Annotated in this window: 41 protein-coding genes, 1 tRNA gene and 1 pseudogene; 17 read left to right on the forward strand and 26 right to left on the reverse strand. The window is 64.7% G+C overall.

Annotated elements, in window-relative coordinates:
* Positions 1-40: 40 nt before the first annotated feature.
* The 3 genes from GT370_RS07290 (at position 41) to GT370_RS07300 (ending at position 1,298) form a co-directional block, all read left to right on the forward strand.
* Positions 41-358, forward strand: a complete 318-nt coding sequence (locus GT370_RS07290; protein WP_008492443.1) for a hypothetical protein — start codon at positions 41-43, stop codon at positions 356-358.
* A complete protein-coding gene (locus tag GT370_RS07295; protein ID WP_270184131.1) occupies positions 355-915 on the forward strand; it encodes an arabinofuranosidase catalytic domain-containing protein in 561 nt (186 codons plus the stop codon). Before GT370_RS07290 ends, GT370_RS07295 begins: the two co-directional genes overlap by 4 nt.
* Before the next feature lie 161 nt (positions 916-1,076).
* The gene (locus GT370_RS07300) at positions 1,077-1,298 is read left to right on the forward strand and encodes a hypothetical protein (RefSeq protein ID WP_270184132.1); all 222 of its coding nucleotides are present in this window, start codon (positions 1,077-1,079) and stop codon (positions 1,296-1,298) included.
* Between the two features lie 37 nt (positions 1,299-1,335).
* On the opposite strand, the gene GT370_RS07305 is transcribed toward GT370_RS07300, so the two are convergent.
* From GT370_RS07305 to GT370_RS07320, 4 genes are read right to left on the reverse strand one after another with little or no spacing between them, the layout of a single operon-like run.
* Entirely contained in the window at positions 1,336-1,830 is a 495-nt protein-coding gene (locus tag GT370_RS07305; RefSeq protein ID WP_008492441.1) for a hypothetical protein, read from the reverse strand.
* Positions 1,818-2,180: a hypothetical protein gene (locus GT370_RS07310; protein ID WP_270184133.1), complete on the reverse strand. Its 363-nt coding sequence runs from the start codon at positions 2,178-2,180 to the stop codon at positions 1,818-1,820. Before GT370_RS07310 ends, GT370_RS07305 begins: the two co-directional genes overlap by 13 nt.
* Positions 2,177-2,494 (reverse strand): hypothetical protein, encoded by a 318-nt coding sequence (locus GT370_RS07315; RefSeq protein WP_270184134.1) that lies wholly within the window; start codon positions 2,492-2,494, stop codon positions 2,177-2,179. Before GT370_RS07315 ends, GT370_RS07310 begins: the two co-directional genes overlap by 4 nt.
* Positions 2,491-2,808, reverse strand: coding sequence for a hypothetical protein (locus GT370_RS07320; RefSeq protein ID WP_270184135.1), 318 nt, complete (start codon positions 2,806-2,808; stop codon positions 2,491-2,493). Before GT370_RS07320 ends, GT370_RS07315 begins: the two co-directional genes overlap by 4 nt.
* A 362-nt stretch (positions 2,809-3,170) precedes the next feature.
* Between GT370_RS07320 and GT370_RS07325 the strand changes: the two genes are divergently transcribed.
* Positions 3,171-3,695, forward strand: a complete 525-nt coding sequence (locus GT370_RS07325; protein WP_270184136.1) for a hypothetical protein — start codon at positions 3,171-3,173, stop codon at positions 3,693-3,695.
* Positions 3,696-4,021: 326 nt separating this feature from the next.
* Here the strand turns inward: GT370_RS07325 and GT370_RS07330 are convergent, their stop codons facing one another.
* The 10 genes from GT370_RS07330 to GT370_RS07375 form a co-directional block, all read right to left on the reverse strand.
* A complete protein-coding gene (locus tag GT370_RS07330; protein ID WP_270184137.1) occupies positions 4,022-4,447 on the reverse strand; it encodes a hypothetical protein in 426 nt (141 codons plus the stop codon).
* Positions 4,447-5,118 carry a YfbR-like 5'-deoxynucleotidase gene (locus GT370_RS07335; protein WP_270184138.1) on the reverse strand — a complete coding sequence of 224 codons (672 nt, stop codon included), beginning with the start codon at positions 5,116-5,118 and terminating at the stop codon, positions 4,447-4,449. The genes GT370_RS07330 and GT370_RS07335 overlap by 1 nt, the downstream gene beginning before the upstream one ends.
* A 3-nt stretch (positions 5,119-5,121) precedes the next feature.
* Positions 5,122-5,379, reverse strand: coding sequence for a DUF2312 domain-containing protein (locus tag GT370_RS07340; protein WP_008492435.1), 258 nt, complete (start codon positions 5,377-5,379; stop codon positions 5,122-5,124).
* A gap of 195 nt (positions 5,380-5,574) precedes the next feature.
* A complete protein-coding gene (locus GT370_RS07345) occupies positions 5,575-5,805 on the reverse strand; it encodes a hypothetical protein (protein WP_008492432.1) in 231 nt (76 codons plus the stop codon).
* Positions 5,802-6,002, reverse strand: a complete 201-nt coding sequence (locus GT370_RS07350) for a hypothetical protein (protein WP_008492431.1) — start codon at positions 6,000-6,002, stop codon at positions 5,802-5,804. Before GT370_RS07350 ends, GT370_RS07345 begins: the two co-directional genes overlap by 4 nt.
* Positions 5,999-6,136 carry a hypothetical protein gene (locus GT370_RS07355; RefSeq protein WP_168118372.1) on the reverse strand — a complete coding sequence of 46 codons (138 nt, stop codon included), beginning with the start codon at positions 6,134-6,136 and terminating at the stop codon, positions 5,999-6,001. The genes GT370_RS07350 and GT370_RS07355 overlap by 4 nt, the downstream gene beginning before the upstream one ends.
* Complete coding sequence (locus tag GT370_RS07360) at positions 6,136-6,339, reverse strand: hypothetical protein (protein WP_008492430.1); 204 nt, start codon at positions 6,337-6,339, stop codon at positions 6,136-6,138. Before GT370_RS07360 ends, GT370_RS07355 begins: the two co-directional genes overlap by 1 nt.
* Before the next feature lie 2 nt (positions 6,340-6,341).
* The gene (locus GT370_RS07365; protein ID WP_008492429.1) at positions 6,342-6,557 is read right to left on the reverse strand and encodes a hypothetical protein; all 216 of its coding nucleotides are present in this window, start codon (positions 6,555-6,557) and stop codon (positions 6,342-6,344) included.
* A 436-nt stretch (positions 6,558-6,993) separates the two neighbouring features.
* A complete protein-coding gene (locus GT370_RS07370; RefSeq protein WP_008492428.1) occupies positions 6,994-7,377 on the reverse strand; it encodes an NUMOD3 domain-containing DNA-binding protein in 384 nt (127 codons plus the stop codon).
* A complete protein-coding gene (locus GT370_RS07375) occupies positions 7,377-7,607 on the reverse strand; it encodes a helix-turn-helix transcriptional regulator (RefSeq protein ID WP_205619721.1) in 231 nt (76 codons plus the stop codon). Before GT370_RS07375 ends, GT370_RS07370 begins: the two co-directional genes overlap by 1 nt.
* A 50-nt stretch (positions 7,608-7,657) precedes the next feature.
* Between GT370_RS07375 and GT370_RS07380 the strand changes: the two genes are divergently transcribed.
* The 11 genes from GT370_RS07380 to GT370_RS07430 all read left to right on the forward strand — a co-directional run bounded on the left by GT370_RS07380 (position 7,658) and on the right by GT370_RS07430 (position 12,199).
* On the forward strand, positions 7,658-8,113 hold the full coding sequence (locus GT370_RS07380; RefSeq protein WP_008492427.1) for a hypothetical protein: 456 nt from the start codon (positions 7,658-7,660) through the stop codon (positions 8,111-8,113).
* A gap of 100 nt (positions 8,114-8,213) precedes the next feature.
* Complete coding sequence (locus GT370_RS07385; RefSeq protein ID WP_008492426.1) at positions 8,214-8,717, forward strand: hypothetical protein; 504 nt, start codon at positions 8,214-8,216, stop codon at positions 8,715-8,717.
* Positions 8,718-8,822: 105 nt separating this feature from the next.
* Positions 8,823-9,065, forward strand: a complete 243-nt coding sequence (locus GT370_RS07390) for a hypothetical protein (protein WP_039884664.1) — start codon at positions 8,823-8,825, stop codon at positions 9,063-9,065.
* A complete protein-coding gene (locus tag GT370_RS07395) occupies positions 9,062-9,754 on the forward strand; it encodes a hypothetical protein (RefSeq protein ID WP_144052617.1) in 693 nt (230 codons plus the stop codon). The genes GT370_RS07390 and GT370_RS07395 overlap by 4 nt, the downstream gene beginning before the upstream one ends.
* Positions 9,754-9,981, forward strand: coding sequence for a hypothetical protein (locus tag GT370_RS07400; protein ID WP_008492424.1), 228 nt, complete (start codon positions 9,754-9,756; stop codon positions 9,979-9,981). The genes GT370_RS07395 and GT370_RS07400 overlap by 1 nt, the downstream gene beginning before the upstream one ends.
* A 43-nt stretch (positions 9,982-10,024) precedes the next feature.
* Positions 10,025-10,321 (forward strand): MarR family transcriptional regulator, encoded by a 297-nt coding sequence (locus GT370_RS07405; RefSeq protein WP_008492422.1) that lies wholly within the window; start codon positions 10,025-10,027, stop codon positions 10,319-10,321.
* Positions 10,322-10,333: 12 nt separating this feature from the next.
* Positions 10,334-10,573, forward strand: coding sequence for a hypothetical protein (locus GT370_RS07410; RefSeq protein ID WP_008492421.1), 240 nt, complete (start codon positions 10,334-10,336; stop codon positions 10,571-10,573).
* Positions 10,570-10,821, forward strand: a complete 252-nt coding sequence (locus tag GT370_RS07415; RefSeq protein WP_008492420.1) for a hypothetical protein — start codon at positions 10,570-10,572, stop codon at positions 10,819-10,821. The genes GT370_RS07410 and GT370_RS07415 overlap by 4 nt, the downstream gene beginning before the upstream one ends.
* On the forward strand, positions 10,818-11,567 hold the full coding sequence (locus tag GT370_RS07420; protein ID WP_270184139.1) for a DNA polymerase III subunit beta family protein: 750 nt from the start codon (positions 10,818-10,820) through the stop codon (positions 11,565-11,567). The genes GT370_RS07415 and GT370_RS07420 overlap by 4 nt, the downstream gene beginning before the upstream one ends.
* A gap of 29 nt (positions 11,568-11,596) precedes the next feature.
* On the forward strand, positions 11,597-11,968 hold the full coding sequence (locus GT370_RS07425) for a hypothetical protein (RefSeq protein ID WP_270184140.1): 372 nt from the start codon (positions 11,597-11,599) through the stop codon (positions 11,966-11,968).
* A 3-nt stretch (positions 11,969-11,971) separates the two neighbouring features.
* Positions 11,972-12,199, forward strand: coding sequence for a hypothetical protein (locus GT370_RS07430; RefSeq protein ID WP_008492418.1), 228 nt, complete (start codon positions 11,972-11,974; stop codon positions 12,197-12,199).
* A gap of 26 nt (positions 12,200-12,225) precedes the next feature.
* On the opposite strand, the gene GT370_RS07435 is transcribed toward GT370_RS07430, so the two are convergent.
* Positions 12,226-12,357 (reverse strand): hypothetical protein, encoded by a 132-nt coding sequence (locus GT370_RS07435; protein ID WP_270184141.1) that lies wholly within the window; start codon positions 12,355-12,357, stop codon positions 12,226-12,228.
* 125 nt (positions 12,358-12,482) lie between these two features.
* Here GT370_RS07435 and GT370_RS07440 point away from each other — a divergent pair, with 125 nt between their 5' ends.
* Together GT370_RS07440 and GT370_RS07445 are read left to right on the forward strand one after the other, a co-directional pair.
* Positions 12,483-13,613 (forward strand): DNA cytosine methyltransferase, encoded by a 1,131-nt coding sequence (locus GT370_RS07440; RefSeq protein WP_270184142.1) that lies wholly within the window; start codon positions 12,483-12,485, stop codon positions 13,611-13,613.
* A 124-nt stretch (positions 13,614-13,737) separates the two neighbouring features.
* A complete protein-coding gene (locus tag GT370_RS07445; RefSeq protein WP_008492414.1) occupies positions 13,738-13,974 on the forward strand; it encodes a helix-turn-helix transcriptional regulator in 237 nt (78 codons plus the stop codon).
* Positions 13,975-14,282: 308 nt separating this feature from the next.
* On the opposite strand, the gene GT370_RS07450 is transcribed toward GT370_RS07445, so the two are convergent.
* The 11 genes and pseudogenes from GT370_RS07450 to GT370_RS07505 form a co-directional block, all read right to left on the reverse strand.
* Positions 14,283-15,503 (reverse strand): tyrosine-type recombinase/integrase, encoded by a 1,221-nt coding sequence (locus tag GT370_RS07450; protein ID WP_008492413.1) that lies wholly within the window; start codon positions 15,501-15,503, stop codon positions 14,283-14,285.
* Between the two features lie 168 nt (positions 15,504-15,671).
* Positions 15,672-15,764: transfer RNA gene (locus tag GT370_RS07455), tRNA-Ser, on the reverse strand.
* Positions 15,765-16,077: 313 nt separating this feature from the next.
* Entirely contained in the window at positions 16,078-16,950 is an 873-nt protein-coding gene (locus tag GT370_RS07460; protein WP_144052616.1) for an N-formylglutamate amidohydrolase, read from the reverse strand.
* Positions 16,951-16,962: 12 nt separating this feature from the next.
* Positions 16,963-18,422, reverse strand: a pseudogene (locus GT370_RS21345) (oligosaccharide flippase family protein).
* 57 nt (positions 18,423-18,479) lie between these two features.
* Positions 18,480-18,653 carry an ArsB/NhaD family transporter gene (locus tag GT370_RS07475; RefSeq protein WP_270184144.1) on the reverse strand — a complete coding sequence of 58 codons (174 nt, stop codon included), beginning with the start codon at positions 18,651-18,653 and terminating at the stop codon, positions 18,480-18,482.
* Between the two features lie 5 nt (positions 18,654-18,658).
* The gene (locus tag GT370_RS07480) at positions 18,659-18,973 is read right to left on the reverse strand and encodes an SLC13 family permease (RefSeq protein ID WP_270184145.1); all 315 of its coding nucleotides are present in this window, start codon (positions 18,971-18,973) and stop codon (positions 18,659-18,661) included.
* A gap of 26 nt (positions 18,974-18,999) precedes the next feature.
* Positions 19,000-19,212: a hypothetical protein gene (locus GT370_RS07485; RefSeq protein WP_270184146.1), complete on the reverse strand. Its 213-nt coding sequence runs from the start codon at positions 19,210-19,212 to the stop codon at positions 19,000-19,002.
* A gap of 62 nt (positions 19,213-19,274) precedes the next feature.
* On the reverse strand, positions 19,275-19,505 hold the full coding sequence (locus GT370_RS07490) for an SLC13 family permease (protein ID WP_270184147.1): 231 nt from the start codon (positions 19,503-19,505) through the stop codon (positions 19,275-19,277).
* Positions 19,502-19,696 carry a hypothetical protein gene (locus GT370_RS07495; RefSeq protein ID WP_270184148.1) on the reverse strand — a complete coding sequence of 65 codons (195 nt, stop codon included), beginning with the start codon at positions 19,694-19,696 and terminating at the stop codon, positions 19,502-19,504. Before GT370_RS07495 ends, GT370_RS07490 begins: the two co-directional genes overlap by 4 nt.
* Complete coding sequence (locus GT370_RS07500) at positions 19,693-19,839, reverse strand: hypothetical protein (protein ID WP_270184149.1); 147 nt, start codon at positions 19,837-19,839, stop codon at positions 19,693-19,695. Before GT370_RS07500 ends, GT370_RS07495 begins: the two co-directional genes overlap by 4 nt.
* An 11-nt stretch (positions 19,840-19,850) precedes the next feature.
* Positions 19,851-20,795, reverse strand: a complete 945-nt coding sequence (locus GT370_RS07505; RefSeq protein WP_270184150.1) for an MFS transporter — start codon at positions 20,793-20,795, stop codon at positions 19,851-19,853.
* Between the last annotated feature and the right edge of the window lie 39 nt (positions 20,796-20,834).

A 20,834-nucleotide genomic window follows, 5' to 3' on the forward strand; every position in this document is an offset into this window, starting at 1 on the left:
GGTGCGCCAGGCTGTGCGCCTAACCAGATCGAGGCCTACAATGAAATTTCTGGCTTTTCTGGCGATCGCGCTGCTTCCTTTCGGCGCTGCTGCCCAAACCGCATCCGAACTGTATGGCACCACCAGCGCCACCGCGAACACGTGGACCGCCGTCCTTCCCGCCTCTTCCAGCCGCGTTGGCGGATATATCCAGGATGCCGGGACTGGATCGATCGATATCGGGGTGGGCCCGACCACGCCGACCAATCCGGTCGCCACGATCCAGCCCGGCGGCAGCTATCCGTTCTTCAGCAGCAAGCAGATCTGGCTGCGCAGCCCCGTGGCGTCTGTCACCTACCAGGGCCAGTACGCGCAATGATCAGGGCAACGCGCTTCGCGCTTCTGGTGGTTGCTGCGCTTGGATTGGCTGGCATCGCGTCGATGGCCATAGCGCAGCCAGCGCCGCCGGGCGCGATCTACCAGACCTCAACCGCTCGGCTGATCGGTCCACAGCCTCCGCAATGCTGCGTCACCAACTGGATGACGACAAAACCGATAGCCGAGTACAGTTTCCGCCGGCTGAACGCCTCGTACAATGGCCCTGACATCTTGGTGCGCCGAGCTTCAGACAACGCCCAGCAGGCAATCTATTTCTGGCATGACTGGGTAAACCTGAAGGCGCTGATGTCATTTTGCTCTGCTACCTCTTGCTATCTCGTTACTTGGTATGACCAGAGCGGGAACGGCTATGACGCCACGCAAACGACGGCAGCGGATCAGGGGATCGTCGTGAATAATGGATCGCTGGTGACGCGCGTAGGAAAGCCCGCTCTCGACGCAAGCAATGCGTCGGCCGGCTTGGCCATACCTGCATCCGCCAGCGCAACTGGGTCAGCCCCTCGACTTACGTCGCGGTCGCAACGGTACCTAACCTAGCCGCGGCGTTTAATCCGGGCATCATAGGGTTTGGCTCGTTCAGCTCCACCGCCGCAACTTGGCGTGCTCTGATAAGTTCCGAAAACAGCAATTATTTAGATATGCATGTCGGATCCGGAAATTCGATTTACGCAAGCATGCTTCGCCAAGACGTTCTTTTCGTGGCGACCGCGCTTTGGCAATCTGGCGCGCTTGACCTCTACTATAACGGGTCATCTGTCGGCTCCTCAAACGCGATTCTGAATACCAGTTCCGGCGCAGGGTATATCGGAGGCGGCTCTGTTATCATGGAGCTGATGATATTCTCGACCGCCCTTTCTGACGCACAGCGCCAGCAGATCGAACATAGCGATGGGCTTGTTTACGGGATCGCTGGCCAATGATCTTGGCAACCACTGAGAAGCGCTCAATGGTTGCTCATCACTCACGCTCTTCAGCGGTCATCCGCCGCCACCCCTGTTGAGCGAGCGCAGCTTCAACGCGCTCGCTGACAACGCCATAAGGGCCGGAGCAATACCAATCCATATAGTCGCCGCGTCCTATGATCGCGGCGATCATGTCGCCCGCCGCGCGGAAGCTGTATGACGCGGTGTCGCCGACATCATTGCACCAATCCACGTTGGACAGTGCGGACCATACTTCGACGCAAAGCGTCTTGTCGCGGCGCATCTGATCGCCAAGCACCGCACTCACCGCCATCTCGAAATCGTCATCGGTATTCAACGGCCGGCCGCCTGGCACGCCACCAATCCCACCAAAATCAACCACGGCTATCTCCCACCATCCAGCACGGAATGCCATGAACCAAGCCGCCCGTGCCGCATCCACCCGGGCCATCCCCGCCGCGCGCCACCCGCGATAGCTGCGCAGCAGGCGCACCAGGAACGGGCGGCGCTTCAAGATCAATTTCTGCATTCCAAAGTCCTCCTCAGTTCCCGCACCACCTGCGCCTCACTGAACCCCAGCGCCTCGGCGATATCAGGCACCTGCATGCCGCTCGCCGCCAGCACGGGGATGGAGCGGCGCCAAAAATCCCGGATGACGTGTTGGCAGGTGGCGGGCTTCAGGATCTCCCCACCGAACGCATCCACCAGCTTAAGGGCATCCTCCAGCCCGATCAGCTGCGCCAGGCGGTGGCTCTCATCCAGCGCCTTCGGCACGTAGAGGATCACCTCCTGCCGTTTGGCATTGGGATACCGGCTGTCCTTCGACACGAAGCGCGGCAGGCCGCCAATCAACCGCAGGGTCTGCTCTCGACCGATCACGTCAGCGATCTCCTGGGCGGATTGCGGCAGCGGGGCGGTGTCGGCAGGCGCCAGGTGTCGAGAGAACATCTCCGGCCGGAATTCCGGATATACCCGCGCGGCGGGCGCGTGGATGGCGCCCGGGCCAGCGGGCGGGACATGGCGGGGCGCCAGTCGGCGAACAGGTCCATCTGCCCCCGCACCAGCCCGTTGCCCGTGATGGCCCGGCGTACCGCGCCCAGCTTGGCCTGCAGCGCCACGGCGATCTCGCGCACCTCCGCCCCAGCATGCAGCAGCTCGCGCAGCATCGGAAAGGCGGTGGCGCAGATCGTCATACGGGCAGGCTCTCCCCCTGCTCGGTGCCGGCGGGCTCATGCGCGAGCAGGAAGCGGGCCACCAGCGGCCGATACCCTTCAATCTTGTCCCACAGGGCGAGGCGGCGCTCATCTTCCGGCATGGCGTTATGCGCGGCGCTGCGTGTGCGCCAGGCGTTCGCCCGCGCCTCGCGCCACTGGCCAAGCGCCATGTGGTCCTCGATGCCGAACCCGGCCAGCCGGGCATCGCTCGCCACCGGCGCCGCAGCGCGCGGCGGCTCATCGGCCGCCATGCGCCATGAGCCGCCCTTCAGCCAAGCGGCCGGCGCCAGCATGCCCCGGGCGCCGCAGCGGGCTGCCTCACGGGCGAGGGCGCTGAGGATGGCCGCAGGGGTGGCGCCGAGCTGGCGGGCCTTGGCGTAGGCCCGGCGGGCGTAATCCGGGGCTGTGCGTGCCTCGGTTGGGTAAGCGGCCCAGAACGCCTGGAAATCGCCATCCTCGGGTTGATTGCTCGAAGAGCCCTCCCCACGGGCGCCGCAGGCGTCCCGGTGGCGCTCTCGCGCGGAGGGGGTGAACGAAGTGAACCCTCTACCTTCCTCCCTTCCTCCCTTCCTCCCTTCTGACGCGGGATTTCCCCACCGGTTCGGAACCGGTTCTCCACTGGTGGGGCGTCTACCGGCGGAGCGCCAACTTCGTCATGATCCTCATCATCGCCAGGCGCCGGCGGCGCAGGCTGGTCAACGCCATAGACCTTGCCAGCCGACTCGCCGGGCTTGAGGCCGATATAGGCGAGGAGGTGATCGGGCAGCACGCCGGATGCCATCGGCTTCTTCGGCTTCTGCCATTTCCGGAAATTACGGATCACGGCGAACTCTTTGCCGCCGGCATCCAGATGCATGATGAACTTCTCACGCACCAGCTCGGCCAGCAGCGCCTCGACATCGACGGTATCGAGCGGGAAGATGCGCATCTTCAGGCGCATCGGGCGCCACTCGACGACGCCATCATCCCAAGCTTCGCACCACAGGCCTTTGAGGAGCTCGCGGGCATAGATGCTCAAAGAGGCGTAATGCTCATCCGTGAAGATGCGCGGGTGAATACTGCGGATGCGGGACATTATGCCTCCTGTGGCGCTGGCAGCGGCGCGGGTGGGGATGGAAGACGAAACACGCCCGGCGCGATGCGCTTCACCGCGCCCTCCCGGATGAGACGGGCCATGTGATAGTCGACGGCGTTGCTGTTCATCGTGAAGTGCTTGGCGAGGTTCATCCGCGGCGGCCAGGGCTTGTTATGCCGATGGCACCAGCTGACCAGCGCCAGCAGCTCTACGCGGATCTGCACGCCTCGTGCGTCTCTTTCTGACCTCTTCATGGGCTCTCTCAAAGGTAAGCGGGGAAATGCGTTTGCGATCCTTAGCCAAATCGTTTTTTTTGGCAGACTGGCTTTGCCCACCCCACGCCGGTAACACTCTACAGGCCGTCGTGGTTAGGGAGGATCGCCTTCGCAGCCCGACGCGGACGGGCTGTCAGAGGGTCTGCCACCTGAAACTTATGCTGCCGCCAGCGCCTTCGCCGAGGCATCCTTGTCTAACCCCAGCGGGGCGCCATGAACACCGATGAGGCTTGCAGCCTGCTCCGCCTCCTTGGCGACAGCGGCGCGCACGGCATCGATCTCGGCCGCGTCGATCTCGGTGATGATGACGCGCGTCATCTGCTGGGTGCTGTGCTTGGCATGCACATGGTGGATGCGCAGATCGCACCGGCCCGGCTTGTCATTCTCGATCACGCCCAAGCCATAGCTGCGCTTCGCGGTGGAGGGCTGCAGCACATCGAGCAGGCCCTTGCACGCGGCGTTGAAATTATCCCGGTCCGGCTCCTGGCCCGTGCTGTGACGGAACACCCACACCCGGGCGTATTGGATGGGCTCGACCGGGCGGATGCCGGCGAGCAGCGCAGCGATTTCCATCGCCATCATCACGCGCTCTTTCTTGATTGCGGCCGCGGCCGCCGCGCGGTTGGCGGGCAGACCGCGCCGGTTTGGCAGCAGCAGGGATATGGGAGGGTAAAGGTCAGCTTTTTCATGCAGTCACCTTCACGGACAGGGGAGGAGATCGAGCGGGGCGTGTTTTTCGAACGCCTCGAGGAACAGCCGCGCCGCGGTGCGGGGCGACATGGGGTGATGCGCGCCGGCAGCGGGTCGATGCCGGAAAGCGTCACTTCCCACTCGCCATTATCGGCAGCGGGCATCAGGTCACGCCGCTCGGTGGCCAGCAGCGCTAGGTCGGCGGCCTTCACCAGCTCGTGGTGGATCTGGTGGCAACCGAAGCGCGCCTCGATCGCATCCTCGATCCGGCGCTCAACCTCGCGGAATTCCGGCACCAGGCGCTTCAGAGGCGTCGGGATGTCGCCGAGATAGGCCTCGGCCGCGTCATGCATCAGGGCATCGAACTTCAGCCAGCTGGGCACGCGGCTGCACAGGGCCACACGCACGCTATGCTCGGCCACGGAATAGAATGGCTGGCAGTGGCCCGCGAAGCGGCATGTGTTCGCCAGCGCGTGGGCAATGTCCTCGATGCGGATGTCATCGGGGTCGGGGCGGACGAGGCTGAAATAGACGCCGGTTGCGGTGAGGATCTCGGGGCGCATGGCCTACATCCCAATCGCGCGGCGATAGATATCGAGCAGCGTCTCCTGCTCCTCGACATCGGCGGGCTCCTGCTTCCGGATCTTGATCACCTGGCGCACGATCCGCACATCGAACCCGGCGGACTTGGCCTCGGAGAAGATATCCTTGATGTCGCCTGCCAGCGCCTTCCGCTCCTCTTCGAGCCGCTCGACGCGCTCGATGATGCTGCGCAACCGCTCGCCGGCAATGTTCGTCGGCTTTTCCTCTGTCGACTGGCTCATTTGATATCCTCGTAGATGGTCCGCTGGCGAAGGCCCGCTTCGCGCAGCAGTGCGTCGGAGATCGGCTTAAGGCCGTTAACCATTTGGTTTACGTATGGCCGCGTCACCCGATGCGCCGCGCAATCTCCGCCTGCCCAACCGCGGCAACGTGCGCGTTGATCCGACGGTAGACATCAGCCAGGGCGATGGTCTCGCTCACTGGACAGCCTCAAGCCGGTCCCGGCCACCGCTTCCATGCTTGATCTCCTCAAGCCGGTCAGCGTGCTGAACGGCCGCCTCGTAAGCAGCGGCCTGATTGCGCTGATTGACGTGCGTCTTGATGACGACGGCCGAGGATGGCTCGTTCTTCAGAACCGAGTATTTCCCTCTGCCGTCGCGCAGGACGAAGAAGCTTTTACTCGCGGTCTCGTAGGCGACGTGATTCATTGCGCCTCTCCAAAAAGATCCTGCTGCCCGCGCTGGCCGAACTGGTGCAGCCAGTGGCGCATGCACCACGCTTCGCTCGGCTCGCCCCGGGACGTGATGATGCCCACCACCATCTGCGGCGCGGTGCCAGGGCGCAGGGCGACTGCCGGCGCGGCGCAGGTGGTGCAGGTGAAGATCGATGGCGGCGCGCCGGTCATGATCCGCCCACCAGGCCGGCGATGCCGGCGCTCAGCGTGGCCGCCACCGCCGACGGCGGTACGCCCATCCCCCACAGCGTGGCGATGCACACCAGCAGGGCGACCAGCAGCACGGCGGGGAGATCGCGGAACATCAGCGCCCACGCTCCATGCGGAACGGGCCGCGCCCGTCTTTGATCAGCTGCTGGGTGATCGCATCCTTGATCGACCCAAGGCCGTAGGAGATGCAGATGACGCCAAGATTGCGTTGACGGGGGAACGTCGGCACGGCCGGGCGGCTCCAGCCGAAACGGCCAAACTCGATGGTGAAATAAAACCAACGATCACGTGCGGACATTTTTAGGTGCGCTCCTCGAGCCAGGCGATGAAATCGGCACGAAAAGCCGGATTGTTCTTTGCGATAGACATGATGCAGCTGATCTGCGGATCGTTCTTGCCAAGCAGCCAATTCTCAGCCGTGCGGTCGCTCACACCCGCGTCACGCGCGAGCAGCTTCCGCTTGCTGGCGAGCTGGCCGTAGTGGTCCAGGATCAAGCTGTTCAGACAGCAGCCCATGCTTCGACCTCCGCGAAAATTTCGCGGCGATTGTCCGCTACTTTTTCCAACCATTTTCGTGTTCCTTTCTGTTCAGCGACGAACGGTGAAAGGAACACACGAATGGTCGAGACGACGGGCCACCATGGAAAAGACCGGCGGAGCGCGAAGCCCCGCCGGCAAGGTCAAGGAGGAAACGTCCAAGATAGCCCTGCCCCGCGCGCGAACGCGGAGCTACATACCGGGGCGGGCCAGTTTCCGGCAGAGCTGAGAAATGAAGGCGGCGGGGATGGCGTTAGAACCACCACCATCCCCGCCTACGGCGCGCGCCATCGGGTTCCGGGGGAACCGGCACGCGGCGATTGGGCGTGAATTCGGAATTCGAGACAGCCGGAGCAGACCGGGCCGCGCGTGGCGCGGCCGCAGGGGCAGATCGGGCCGAGGAAGCAAGCGCGGGTCACAGCCGACCACCCTGAACGAGCTTGAGCGCTTCGGCGCGCGTGAACCCCTTGGCACGGAAGCATCGAAAATCATGGTAGTCAGCATCGCTCAACCCTCGGACATCAGTGCCGCGCCGCGCCTCGGAGATCTTCGCCCGTGTCTCGGCGGAGTGGGCCTTGCCGCGCTGCGCCTCGGACATCTTCGCCCGCGTCTCGGCGGAGTGGGCCTTGCCGCGCTGCGCCTCGGACATCTTCGCCCGCGTCTCGGCGGAGTGGGCCTTGCCGCGCTGCGCCTCGGACATCTTCGCCCGCGTCTCGGCGGAGTGGGCCTTGCCGCGCTTCGCCTCGGACATCTTCGCCCGCGTCTCGGCGGAGTGGGTCTTGCCCTTTGGCCACGCCATCACGTGGCCTCCGATCCGGGCGCGCCCCGCTTCCTTGAAGCGACAGAGTAAACGCGCTCGTAAATGCGCAGCGTCATGCCGTTTGCCCCCTTTTTCCAGCGAGCAAAATTCGAAGGAGATACCTTTGCCTCACGACAAAGCGCTGCGAGTGACCAGCCATTATTGCGGCCGAGCTTCTCAAGCTCCGTGGCGGATAAATATGTCATGGACATTTGCGCAATATTGCGCATTATCCCGCCGGCGTAAAGCGCAAAATTGCGCCGAGACGAAATAAGCTCACATGTGCAAAATTGCGCACATGCTAGACCGCCGAAAAATCCGTGAAGAGCACCAACAACTCATTAAGGAGGTGGCGAAAGAGGCAGGCCTAAAACCTTCGGCTCTTGCGACACAAATTGGCGTGCGCCCGTCAACGCTGAACAAAGTGATGGACGAAAAGCACACCCACCTCTTGTCGGCTTCCACGGTAAGTCTTTTGAAAACATTTCGGGACGCCATCCGCGAGCAGCGGGAAGCGGAGTCACCCTTCTTCGAGCTTACTGCAACGCCCTACGGGACTACGCCTCAACTTGAAGGGGCGGTCGACGTCGATACCGAGGTTCTCAGCAATTTGCTCGATTCGCCTGAGAATAAGAAGCTTCTCGGCCTCTGGATCGAGATGGACACTGCCACGAAGCTTGCAACCCTTGATATCCTTGAAGCTGTGACGAGGATTGCGCGCCGCAAAGCTGGATAAACAAACAACCTCTCCCATTTCACTCACCACAAACGAAGAACATAACCGGAACATTGCTGACCTAAAACGCAGAGTCAACACGAAATAGGAATTTTAACCCATGCTCCGTCTTGCTGCGATTATCACGTTTGCGTTCGTCCCTGTGGCGGCAGCAGCAGGCGGCTTGAAGATCTGCGCTGCAAACGAAGACCCAGCAGACTGGGCGGCTGAATGGTCGCGTGGTCCAATCATTGTTCCTGCTGGAGCGATCTTCACGTATGGCGGCGACTTAGCCGGCGCAAAGCTAGAGAACCCACCAAGCGCGGCAAGATACGACGCCAAAAGCCATCAAGCCGCCGCTACACTTCATGCCCTCACCCTAACTAAAAAGCACCCCTGCGGAACGGTCCAGGCTGATGTAGTTATTAGCCCCTCCTGGAGCTGGTCGGTGTCGCCGATCATCGGAGACAATCAAGATTATTACTATATCTACGGAACGATACAGACAGGAAAAGTCAGCACTCTTTTTGATGACAGCACCGCATTCGGCAACATCGCCCAGTTTGGCAGGATTTACGCATCCGTTGATGGTGTGCTTACCCACGAAATCTACATTGCTGATTAGACCGCCCGACAACAAACAGGGGTAAAAATAAATGCGCAAAATTGCGCTTGACTGATTGCGCAATAATGCGCATTTTGGCTCCATCATCCCAGATGGAGCCGCACAATGCCTTTTGCGCCCACGTCCCCACAGAGCGCGCCCAGTCGTTTCTTTAACGATCCCGGCCGTTTCGACCCAGCCGCCGCGCGTGACACGCGCAACGACTTCCTGCAGCCGCACGATGAAATGTCGGCTTGGGATGATTTCCGCGATGCCGCTGGCGGCCTGACGCTCGACGAGATCGGCGCCGGCATCGCCTTCATGCTCTGCATCGCCCTCGCCTTCCTCGCACTCGTGGTGTTCGGATGAGCGCGCTCGAACCGGGCATGCGCGCCGTTAATCTGGTGTTTCACTTTAAGGCCATTGCCGGCGACCCTCGAACCGCCAGCGAGCGCGCTATGGATTGGTGCATCTATCACGGCATGTCCGTGGGTCGACTGCAGAGGGACGAGCCGCGCGGCATCCTCTTCGGCGATTTCGATATCCAGAAATGGCGCAACCTGAGGCCGGCCGAGCGCGCGGCTTTGCACGGCACATTCCGGCGCGTGAGTGATCTCGTCGTGCAGGTCGAGCTGCACGCCGTCCCGGTTGATCTTGTCATCCGCCATCCGGACGCGCCCCCGCCGCGCGAGGGTGATACGCCCTATATGCCGCCCGCCGCACAAGGGACGCCCCCTGCGCCCAGCAGCGCCACACCGCATATGCCTCAGATTGACAGCGCGGATCGCCTGGATGCCCGGCGCCTGGCCGCGGCGCGGGTGCTGTTCGGCCTCGTCACCTCCATCCGGGCCGAGCACGGCAAGCGGGCGACGGACCTGCACGAATGCCATCTGGCGCTGGGGCTGGGCAAAGCGCTGCTCGAGCTCTCAGACGCCAACGGCATGCTGCCGGCCTGGAAAGCCCGGATGGAAGCCGCGCTCCCGCAGATGGTGGAGGGCCTGTTCCAGCGCGTCGAAGCCATCATGGAAAGCGCCGCCGCCGGCGCACCGCCGTCCTGATGGCCCTGCATAATCCCACCCTGGAGGCCGCGGCGCGGATCAAGTTCGCGACTGGTGAAAGCTGGGCCTCTCTGTATTTCTGCCGCACCTGGGCCGCGAACAACCAGGATGCCGCCCGCGCGTTGCTCAAGGTCGCCGCGGATCACATCGATTTCCTGCGCAGCATCGATGCACTGCCCCCTGCGCCGGCCGCGCCTTCGGATCCGCCCAGCGGCGCCGGCCAGTAGCGCCGCCTGCTTCCCACTTTCGTTAACCAAAAAGGAACACCCTATGTCCGGTTCGGTCGAACCATTCCCAATTTCCGGCGCGCTGGCCTTCCTGCTGCGCACGGGCAAAGACAGCCTGACCACCCGCCAGCTCAGCGTCATCATGGCGTGCCGTGACAGCACACAGACCGAGCGCGGCCTGGCGTCTGAGCTCGGCGTCTCCAAGCCCGCCATTACCCGCGCTGCGGACCGGCTGACCGAGGAAGGCCTCCTGCACCGCGAGCTCGATATGAACGATCGCCGCTCGGTGAATCTTGTCCTCAGTGCGGCCGGGCGGAAATTCGCCGCCAACTTCGTCTGAGGAGGCGCGCGCATGTTCAACAAGATCGCTTCGTCCGTTCAGTCGAAGATGGCCTCCCTGCTGGCCAAGAAGGAGGAAGCGCGCCGGCTCCGCAACCTGCGCAACCGCCGCCGCAAATCTGCACACACGCCCGCCAGCCCCACCTACATGGCCTGGCGCAACCGCGACCAGGTGGATCCGAACAGCCGGCCAGCCATGCGCCGCAGCGGCCGCCTGCGCTCCGGCGAGCGCCTGCCAGAGGTGACGCCATGATCAACCGCGAGACATCAAAGCGCATCGAGAGCGCTTACCTCGAGATCGCGGCGGCTGAGGCGCAGATTGCTGCCATTGAGGGGCGATGCTTTGATATGCTCCAGGAAGCGGCGGATGCGCGCTCGTTAATCCGAAGCAAAGAGGAAGAGATCAAGCTCATCTCCGAACGGGCGGTGAGGAATTGGTTCAACGGCGTCACTAAAGACGCGCCCATAGAGCCGGCCCCACGCGAGGCGGTGACACCATGATCGCCCTCAACATCGCTGAGACCCGCCGCGCGTTGCGGCTGATGCGTGGGGCGTATCCGAAGCGCTACGGCGTCCAGCCCTGCCTGAGCCTGGTTAACCACGGCGGCGCGTCGGCCCTGCGCGCCGTCGACCCCTGCGGCATCGAGATCACCATGGCCCTGCCGCTCTCCCAGATCGTGAGCGGGCGCGATGAGATCCATGACATCCCGTTCTTCGCGCTGGGCGCCATGCTCCGGCCCAAGGCGGACAGCCCGGATGTGGAGATCGCCGCGCCTGAGGCCGGGCGGGTGAGCATGGGCGTGGATGGCATGCTCGCGAGCTTCATCGTCCGCAAAACCGAGGACGTGGCCAGCCTTTTCGAATACAGCCGCAAGCTGCGCGAACCGGGCGAGCCTTGCCCGTCTCTGACCATCGGCGCTAAGCCGCTGGCCAAGGCCCTGGCGCTCTGCGCCCGGTCGATGAGCGTCGAGGAGACGCGCTATTACCTCAACGGCGTCTACCTCAGTCCGCACCCAACCGACGACACGGCGGTGGTCTTCGTCAGCAATGACGGACACCGCATGATCAAGCATGCGCTCGCGGGCGTGAAACACGATCTGGCGGAGGGGATGATCATCCCGCGCGAGACCGTGGCTGCCCTGCAGACGCTTCTCGCCGCCTTCCCGGAGGATACGCTCGACCTGGTGCGGGTGGGCCCAACCCAGCTGCTGGCGCGCGGGCCGAACTTGATGCTTCGCACCCCCTGATCGATGGCACATTCCCGGATTACGAGCGAGTGATCCCCAAAGAGCAGCCCCTACGCTTCACGCTGGATGCTGACATCCTCGACCGCTTCGTTAAGCGCGTTGCGGCCATCGGGCGCCCACGGGGCGGTGTGGCGATCTCGGGCATGGCTGGGCTCGATGTTGTCAACGTCAGGTGCCTGCTTGAAGATGGAGGCTATATCCAAGCCGAGATCCCTGGCCAGTCAGAGGACACGTTCGAGATCGGCTTTCAGGCTCGCTACCTAATCGACGCCATGGCCACGCTGCGGGCGCAGCAGATCCAGTTTTTCGCGGACAGCCAGTCCGCCCCGACCATCATCAGCGGCGCGGCCGAGCTGGCCGACCCGAGCACCACCATCGTAATCATGCCAATGAGGATCTAGGCCATGGCCCGTGGATACGCCAAGGGGACAGTGAACGGCCGCGCTAAACTTTCCGAGGCGCAGGTCAAGGAGATTTTCGTTTCGCGCGGCTCAGATGGCGAAGCTGCCAGGCGCTTCGGGGTGTGCCGAAAATCAATTCGGAACATCCGCTCGGGCCGCAATTGGCGCCATGTCACCGACGGCCTGCACGTCGTTTTCGAGCGGAATGATGCTCAAGGGAGCGCCGCATGATCGGCCCCAACGAGATCATTGTTGACCTATTCGCCGGCGGCGGCGGAGCCAGTCAGGGCATTTTCCAGGCCACCGGCCGGCACCCCGACATCGCCGTGAATCACGACGCTATCGCCATCGCCGTTCACACCCGCAACCACCCTGAAGCGACACACCATTGCGCCAGCGTGTGGGAGGTCGAGCCTGTTGAAGCATGCGCGGGGCGCCCGGTTGGGCTGCTATGGGCATCCCCTGACTGCCGGCACTTTTCGCGGGCCGCTGGGGGCGCCCGAGATGGAAGAGCGTGCGCAGCCTGCCCGGCGTGGTGCTGACCTGGGCGAAGCGTGTGAGGCCGCGCAAGATCGTGGTGGAGAACGTCCGCGAAATGCTGGGCTGGGGTCCCCTGCTCGAGGACGGCACGCCATGCCCGGCCCGGGTCGGGCGCAGCTTCAATGTCTGGGTCGGCCGGCTGCGCGGCCTTGGCTATCGCGTCGAATGGCGCGAGCTGTGCGCGGCCGATTTTGGCGCCCCCACCATCCGCACCCGCTTGGTGATCGTGGCCTCGCTTGACGGCCCGGTGGCCTGGCCAAAGGCAACCCACGCGAAATGGCCGTCCTTCCTCGAGCAGCCTTGGCGCTCTGCTGGCGAGGTCATTGACTGGTCTATCCCATGCCGTTCCATCTTCGACCGGTCGCGCCCGCTGAAGGACGCCACGCTGCGCCGAATCGCAGAGGGTGTGATGCGCTATGTCATCAAAGCGGATAACCCCTACATCGTGCCTGGCGTCATCACCGGATGCGGCGGCAGGACCGGCCAGAGCGCGCCAAGGCCGCTATCCGGGCCGATGGGCACGATCACCACGAAGGCCGACCAGATCCTTGTGGTGCCTCACACGGTGGAACTGCGTGGCACCGGCACCGCGCGGGACATGCGCGCGCCGCTGTCCAGCATCACCGCTCAGGGCACGCACCACGGCCTGGTGGCGGCGCATCTGGCGCCGATCACCCATACGGGGCGCAACAGGGGCAGCTCGCTGCATGACCCGGTACCGACGGTCACCTGTGGCCACCGGGGCGAGCAGGCGCTCGTGAGCGCCTTCCTGGCCCAGCACAATACCGGCGTGGTCGGCAGGCCTGCTGGGGCGCCCCTCAGCACCATCACCACCTCTGGCACCCAGCAAGGGCTCGTACTGGCCGACATGACGCCTGATGACATCGCCGGCGCTGAGAGGGTCGCCGCTTTCCTGATCCAGTATTACGGCCAGGGCGGCCAGCATGGATCGCTTGCCGCGCCGTTGGGGGCGATCACCACGCGCGACCGCTTCGCCCTGGTGACCGTGCATGGCGTGCCGACGCCCATCACTGATATCCGCATGCGCATGCTCGCGCCGGCTGAGTTGGCCCGGGCCAGGGTTTCCCGTCCGACTATGACCTGACCGATGGCGGGCGGCTCACCAAAACCGACGAGGTGCGCCTCATCGGCAACTCTGTCTGCCCAGACATGGCCGAGGCCGTGATCCGGTCGATCTTTGGATATAGCTATGAAGAAAGGGCCGCAGCATGAGCGAGCACCAGCCACCACCACCGGACGCCCTTGTCCTGCTCGATGTCCACCAGGTGCGCGAGAAGGTGTGCCTTGGCGTCAGCACGATTTACCGCATGGTGAACGATGGCACCTTCCCCAAGCCCGTCCCACTCGCACCACGCACTGTGCGCTGGGTCTCGGCTGAGATCGATGCCTGGATCGCCGAAAAGATGGCAGCGCGCCAGGCCGCTGGCGGAAAGGCCGCAGCATGACAGGTGCTGAAATGCAGCTTGAACGCGACATGCTCGAGGGCGCCAAGCTAAACAAATACCAACCTGCCCCATCGATGATATTCAGCATCGCTCGGCATTTGCATAGGTTGGGTTACCGAAATAGCATCGTCCCTCCCCAGCTCAGGGTAGCTATTGAGAATTTGATTGCGTCATACAATCCTGGGACGTTTCAAGCTGTTTCTGCTCGCCAGCATGCCGCCGTTGTGTGCCCGATCTGCGGAACAGTCCAAAGTCTCGCTTCCTTGATAAAGGCCGGAGTTCCAGAAGACTAAAGGAGGCTGACGACTTCATCTCTGCGGCAGCCCCAGAAGCTCCTCCGGCGCCGTGAGGCCATCCATCAGCATATCGGCCCAGGCCTGCGCCAGCTCGCGCCGGCGCGCGGCGTGCGTTGCCCGGTTATAGGCGCCCTCGACCTCGTTCTTCGGCGCATGGGCCAGCATCAGGTCGATGACCTGCCGGTCAGCCCGAAAATTCTCGTTCATGATGCTGCTGAACGCCGCCCGGAAGCCGTGGGGCACATGGTGGCCATGATACCCGGCCCGGTTGAGCGCATACCCGAGGGCGTTTTCGCTCATCGGGTGGTGCTGCTGCCGCGGGCTGGGGAACACGAATTGCGCGCTGCCGGTCAGTTTCTGCACCGCCCTGATCGTCTCGACGGCCTGGGCCGATAGCGGAACGGCGTGCGGAACCTTCATCTTCATGCGTGGCCCCGGGATCTCCCAGACCGGGCTGCCTCCGTCCAGACCCACGAATTCCGGCCACTGCGCGCCGCGTAGCTCTCCTGGCCGCACAGCGGTGAGCGCCAGCAGCCGCATGGCCAGGCGCGTCACCGGGTGGGCCGGGTGATCGTCCACCGCCCTCATCATCTCCTGCAGTTTGGCGAGGTCGGTGATTGCGGGCTGGCGCCCCTTCTTCATCGGCGCCAGCGCTGCCCGGGCCAGGTGGGCAGGGTCAATCTTCGCCAGCCCCATGGCCACCGCATAGACGAACACGGCGGATAGGCGTTGGCGCACCCGCCGCGCGGTCTCTGGCGCCCCGTTCTTCTCGATCGCCAGCAGCACGGCCACCACTGCCGGCGTCTCGATCTCGGCCACCGGCAGCTTTCCGATTCGCGGGAAGACGTATTTCTTCAGGCTGTCCATGACATCCTTGGCATGATGCTCGGTCCAGGTCGGTGCCTGCCGGGCATGCCACAGCTCCGCCACTGCCTGGAATGTGTTGTCGGCCGCCAGGTCACCCGCCGCGCGCTGCAGCTTCCGCGCAAGCCCAGGGTCGCGTCCGTCGCGCATAACGGCCTTGGCGGCCTCGCGTTTTTCCCGGGCTTCGCTCAAGCCGATAGCCGGGTACGGGCCCAGGGTGAGCAGCTTTTCTTTTCCGCGGTACTCGTAGCGCAGGCGCCATATCTTGCTGCCGGCCGGGGTCACCCACAGGAACAGGCCGCCGGCGTCGGTCAGACGATAGCCTTTCTCCGCTGGTTTGGCGGTCCGAATCTTGGTATCAGTAAGCATGCTGCTCCCGTCCGTACCCGGGTATATTCTAAACCGATACCCGGAAAAGCACCCGGTTTTTTTAGAGCTTGAGCGGGATGTTTGGCAAGGTCCGGGAGCCGATAAACGGCATCTCTCCGCCACTTTAAGCCATATTGGGCAGGTCCGGGAAAAGCTGGAAAGCCGTGCTGGCGGAGGAGATGGGATTCGAACCCACGATACGCCTTGACAGCGTATAACGGTTTAGCAAACCGCCGCCTTCAGCCTCTCGGCCACCCCTCCGGTGCACAGCGTCGCCTGAACGGCACCAGCCCGACGCTCATAATCGGCGGGCGCGCGAAGGTAAAGCCCAGGATGAAGAATAATCGTCGCGATTCAGCCGGATCTCGCACGGCATGGCCTGCCGGGCCAGCGCCCCGAGGAAAAAGCCGGTCTGGCATGAGGTGGCCGGGGAGCGGATTTATGCTGCGCCGCAAAATTTCTCTTGCACTGCAACATGAGTTTAGGTAAAACGATTTTACAGGGTGAGTTTTCTCCCCTGTTTCTTGGACGTTTCCTCCCTAAACTTGGCGGTGCTTTATGCACCGCCTTTTTTTTACTCTGCCGCTTGCTTGAAGTCCGGACCAGGCAGGCCGCCTTGCCGCAGGGTCTGGATCACCTCCGCCAGAATCGCGGAAAGCCGCGCCTGCACCGCCTCGAAGCCGGGTTTGCGTGTATATTGGCGCTCATTCATGTAAAGCCCGCGCGCCAGCTCGATCTGCATCACCTGCACCGCCTCATGCGGGCGGCCATAATGGCGGGTGATGAAGCCGCCAGCGTAAGGGTCGTTGCGGCGTACCGAAAATCCCTGCCTAAGAAATTGCCCTTCGATGAAGTTCGACCAGGCCGGGCGGCAGCTGGCGCCGTGCGCGTCGCCCAGAATAATGTCCGGGCGCGGGCTCAACCGGCTGAACGGGGTGGGCATGGAATGGCAGTCCAGCACCAGGCAATAGCCGAACCGCTCCAGATTTTCCTCGATCAGCCCGGCCAGCGCCTCGTGAAAAGGCCGCCAGCAGCTCTCGATTCGCGCCCGCGCCTCCTCGAAGAACAGCTTGCGGGCATAGATCGGCTCGCCAGTGCCGACGATCCGCGCCAGCGTGCCCAGCCCGCAGGCCACACGCGGGCTGGCGATATTCACGTAATCGGGCAACCGGTCCGCGAACATGTTGGGGTCCAGCTCCCAGGGTTCGCGATTCACATCGCACCACGCGCGGGGAAACTCCGCCGCCAGCAGCGGCACACCCAAGGCCGGGCCGGCGGCGAACAGCTCCTCGACGAAACTATCCTCCGAGCCGCGGATCGCCTCTGGCGTCAGCCGCGAGGCCTGCAGGAACGCCTCCGGATAGACCCGGCCGGAATGCGGCGAGGTCAGCACAAGGCCGGCCAGCTGCTGCGCCGGGCGGTGGAGGGTGATCGGCGGTGCGTCCATGGGTGCCGCCATTCAACCAGCATGGGGCCGGTTGGGCAAGGGAAACAGTGCCAGCCGCAGCCGTCGCGCCAAGGCCCGCAGCCGCACCGGCGCCAAAACCAGCACGATGCCGATGAAAGCCAACGCCGCAATGCCCGCCTGCAGGATCAGCGCCTGCCCCAACGCCGCCGGCAAAAGCGGCGTGACCACCCAGCCCGCCAGCCGCGCGCCAAGCAGCCCGGCCAGCGGCACCAGCAGCAGCCGGAAGAGCGGCCAGGCCAGATCGCGCTGGCCCTGGCGCAGCGCCAGCAGAAACAGCAAGGAGGAAGCCGCCCCGCGCGCCGCCAGCGCCCAGGCCAGCGCCGCCAACCCGAACGGTGCGGCCAGCCAGCAGGTCGCCAACATGCTCAGCGCATTCACCCAGGCATACCAGGAGACGAGCCCCACCCGCCCCAGCGCGGTGAGCAACGGGTTGATGATGCCGTAGAGGGCGAGGCTCGGCGCCACCAGGCTGAGAATGGCGAAGACCGGCACCGCCCTTGCCCAGCCCGACCCGAACATCAGCAGCACCAAAGGCCGCGCCGCCGCCCCGCTCACCGCGCTGACGAAGAAGATCAGCAGGCACAGCGCATCGAGAATATGGCGCAACACCAAAGCCCGGCGCGGCGGGTCGTCACGCACCGCCACCAGTACCGGCAGCACCAGCTTGCGGGCGGGCAGAAACGCCACCTCCTGCAGCACCTCCAGCAGCCGCTGGGCGATGCGAAACTGCGCCAGCGCCACCAGCGGCAGCATCAACCCCAGCAGCAACACATAGCCGGTGAGGGCGATGAAATCGACAAAGGCCGCCTCCATCAGCGGTCGCGAAAAGGCGAAGCCGGCGCGCAGCACCGCCCAGCCAGGCGGGCGCGGCGGCACCCAGCGCGCGCAGGCGCTGGCCACCAGCGCATAGAAGCCCACCCCGACCAGACGCTGCGCCACCAGGGCCGCGACGCCCTGCCCGGCATAGGCCAGAGGCAGCGCGCACAGGCCCCGAGCAGCGTGCTGCCGAGCGAGATCAGCCCGATGGTACGAAACCGGAATTGTGAGCTGAGCCGCGCCGAGGGGACGATGAGACAGCAGGTCATCACCACGCTCAACGCCATCACCCGCAGCACCGCCCGCAGCAACGGCAGATGATAGAGCCGCGCCGCCCACGGCGCGAGCAGCCACAACCCGGCCATGAACAACAGCGCGGTGAGCAGCTGGCTCCAGAACGCCCCGGCCTCCACCGCGCGGTCGCCAGGGCTGGCCTGCACCTGTTCGCCGGCGCCGGAATTGGCCACTATTTTGGCCAGCTCGGACATCGCCGAGGCAATCGCGATCAGCCCGACATCACGCGCCGGCACCACCCGCAGCAGCAAGGCCAGGATGGCAAACCCGGCTGCGCGCTCGGCCAGCACGGTCGCGAAATTCCAGGCCGCCCCGTGCGCGGTGCGCCGTGCCAGGCTCATCCCCGCCTCCGTTACAGAAACGGTATGAAACCAGCACAATCAGACGCTGTCAAAGGGTCAGAGACTCGCCCACAAGCCGAGCAGCGCGAGTGCCAAAGCAGGCGGCATCATCACCGCGCCCAGCGCCAGGAACCGCCAGGCGCTCATCGCCAGCCCCTCGCGGCGCAGCGCATTCAGCCAGAGGATCGTCGCCAGCGAGCCGGTGACGGAGAGGTTTGGCCCCAGATCCACCCCGATCAGCGCCGCCGCCTTCGCCCCTTCCGGGCCTGGGCGAAGAGATGCGCCGCCAGCAGCCCGACCGGCAGGTTATTGGCGAGATTGCTGAGCAGCCCCAGCCCCGCCCCCACCGGCCCAATCCCGGCATGCGCGAAGCCGGAAAGCACCCGCACCAGCCCGGCCTGGTCCAACGCTGCCACCATCACGAACAGCCCGGCCACCAGCGGCAGCACGCTCCAAGAGACGCCGCGCAGGGCCTGCCAGGGTGGGGTGCGCGTCAGCAGGCTGACCAGCACCAGGCACCCGGCCCCGAGCAGGAAGGTCAGCGTGCCCAAGGCCCAGCCAAAGGCCGCCGCGGCGATCAGCAGCAGCGCCGCCCCCCGAGCCCGGCCAACGTCCAGCGCCCGCCGGTGCGCAGTGGCACGCTCTCATCCGGAACCTGCAACCTCTCGCGCAGATGCGCCTTCTGGGTCAGCCACAAGGTCGCGTAACTCGCCAGGATCGCCAGCACCGAGGCCAGGCCGAACAATCGCAGCCATTCCCCCAGGCGCGGCATATGCCCGTCGAACAGCACCAGATTGGCCGGATTTGAAATCGGCAGCAGGAACGAGGCGGCATTGGCGACGAAAGCGCAGATCAGCAGATAGGGCAGCTTGTCCCGCGCCCCGCCGCCCCGGCCATGGCGGCAACGGCCGGGGTGAACACCACCGCCGTCGCATCATTGGAGAGCAAGGCCGTAATCACCACCGCCAGCGCGTAAACCAGCGTGAACAGCGCCAGCGCCGAGCCCCCGGCCCAGCGCGCCAGATGCGCCGCCGCCCAGTCGAACACGCCTTCCAGCACCGCCAGCTCGGCCAGCAGCATCATGCCGATGAGAAACAGATAAACCTGCCCCCCCTGCCCACCGCCGCCAGCGCGCCACGCGGCGAGAGCGCGCTTAGGCCCACCAGCAGCAATGCCCCGGCCAGCGCCGGCCAGGCCTCCTTCACCCCGAAGGGCCGCGCCATGATGCAGCCCAGGCTGACCGCGACGATCAGCAACACAAGACCAAGGCTCATCTCCGGCGCACGCTGAGAAAATAACCCAGCCCCACCAGCCCCAAAGCCCCGCCGGCGATGCACAGCCCAATCCAGCCACCTTGCGCCAACAGCACGCCGCACGCGGCCGAGCCCGCCGCGCCGCCGAGAAAAAACCCGGCCATGAACACGCCATTCAGCCGCGAACGCAGTTCAGGGCGAGAATATAGATCGAGCGCTGGCTGAGCACGAGATTGGTCTGCACCGCCGAATCCAGCACGATGCCGGCCAGCGCCAGCACCAGCACCGAATGGATCTGTGCCCCCAAAGCCGCGATGAGAAAGGCCAGCATCACGCCCAGCAGCGCCAGGATGGTGCCGGCGCGCGTATGGCCGCGATCCGCCATATGCCCGGCCCAGGGCGCCACCAGCGCCCCCGCCGCGCCCACCAGCGCGAACACCGCGATACCGCGCTGGGTGAAGCCGAACTGTGCGGCCAGATAAAGCGGCACCCCGGTCCAGAACAGCGAGAACCCGGCAAAGCACGCGGCATGCACCAAGGCGCGCTGGCGCAGCACCGCGAAGCGCAGCGGCAGCGTGAACAAGGAGCCCAGCAGCTCGAAATAATGATGGTTCGCCGCCGGCTGCCGATGCGGCAATTTGCGGCTCAGCAGCACCGCCATCCCGGCCATCGCCGCGGCGGAGAGAAAGAACACCATCCGCCAGGAGGAGAACGCCGCGATGGTCGAGGCGACAGGCCGCGACAGCAGGATGCCGAACAGCAACCCGGAGGTCACCATCCCCACCACCTTGCCGCGCTGATGTTCAGGTGTCAGGTGCGCCGCCAGCGGGATCAGCATCTGCACCGCCACCGAGGTCACCCCGATCAAGGCCGAGACCACCAGCATCACCCGCGCATCCCAGGCGAATCCAGCCAGCAGCAGCGGGATGATCGCCGCCGCGATGGTCAGCACCACCAGGCGCCGATTCTCCACCAGATCCCCCAGCGGCACCAGGAACAGCAGCCCCGCCGCATAGCCGAGCTGGGTCAGGGTCACGATCAAGCTTTCCGCCTGCCCGCCCATATGCAGCGCCGGGCCGATCAACCCGATCAGCGGCTGCGCATAATAAATATTCGCCACGACAATCCCGCAGGAGGCGGCAAGCAACCCAACCATTTG

The sequence above is a fragment of the Acidocella sp. MX-AZ03 genome, assembly GCF_027626035.1.
GTDB lineage: Bacteria > Pseudomonadota > Alphaproteobacteria > Acetobacterales > Acetobacteraceae > Acidocella > Acidocella facilis.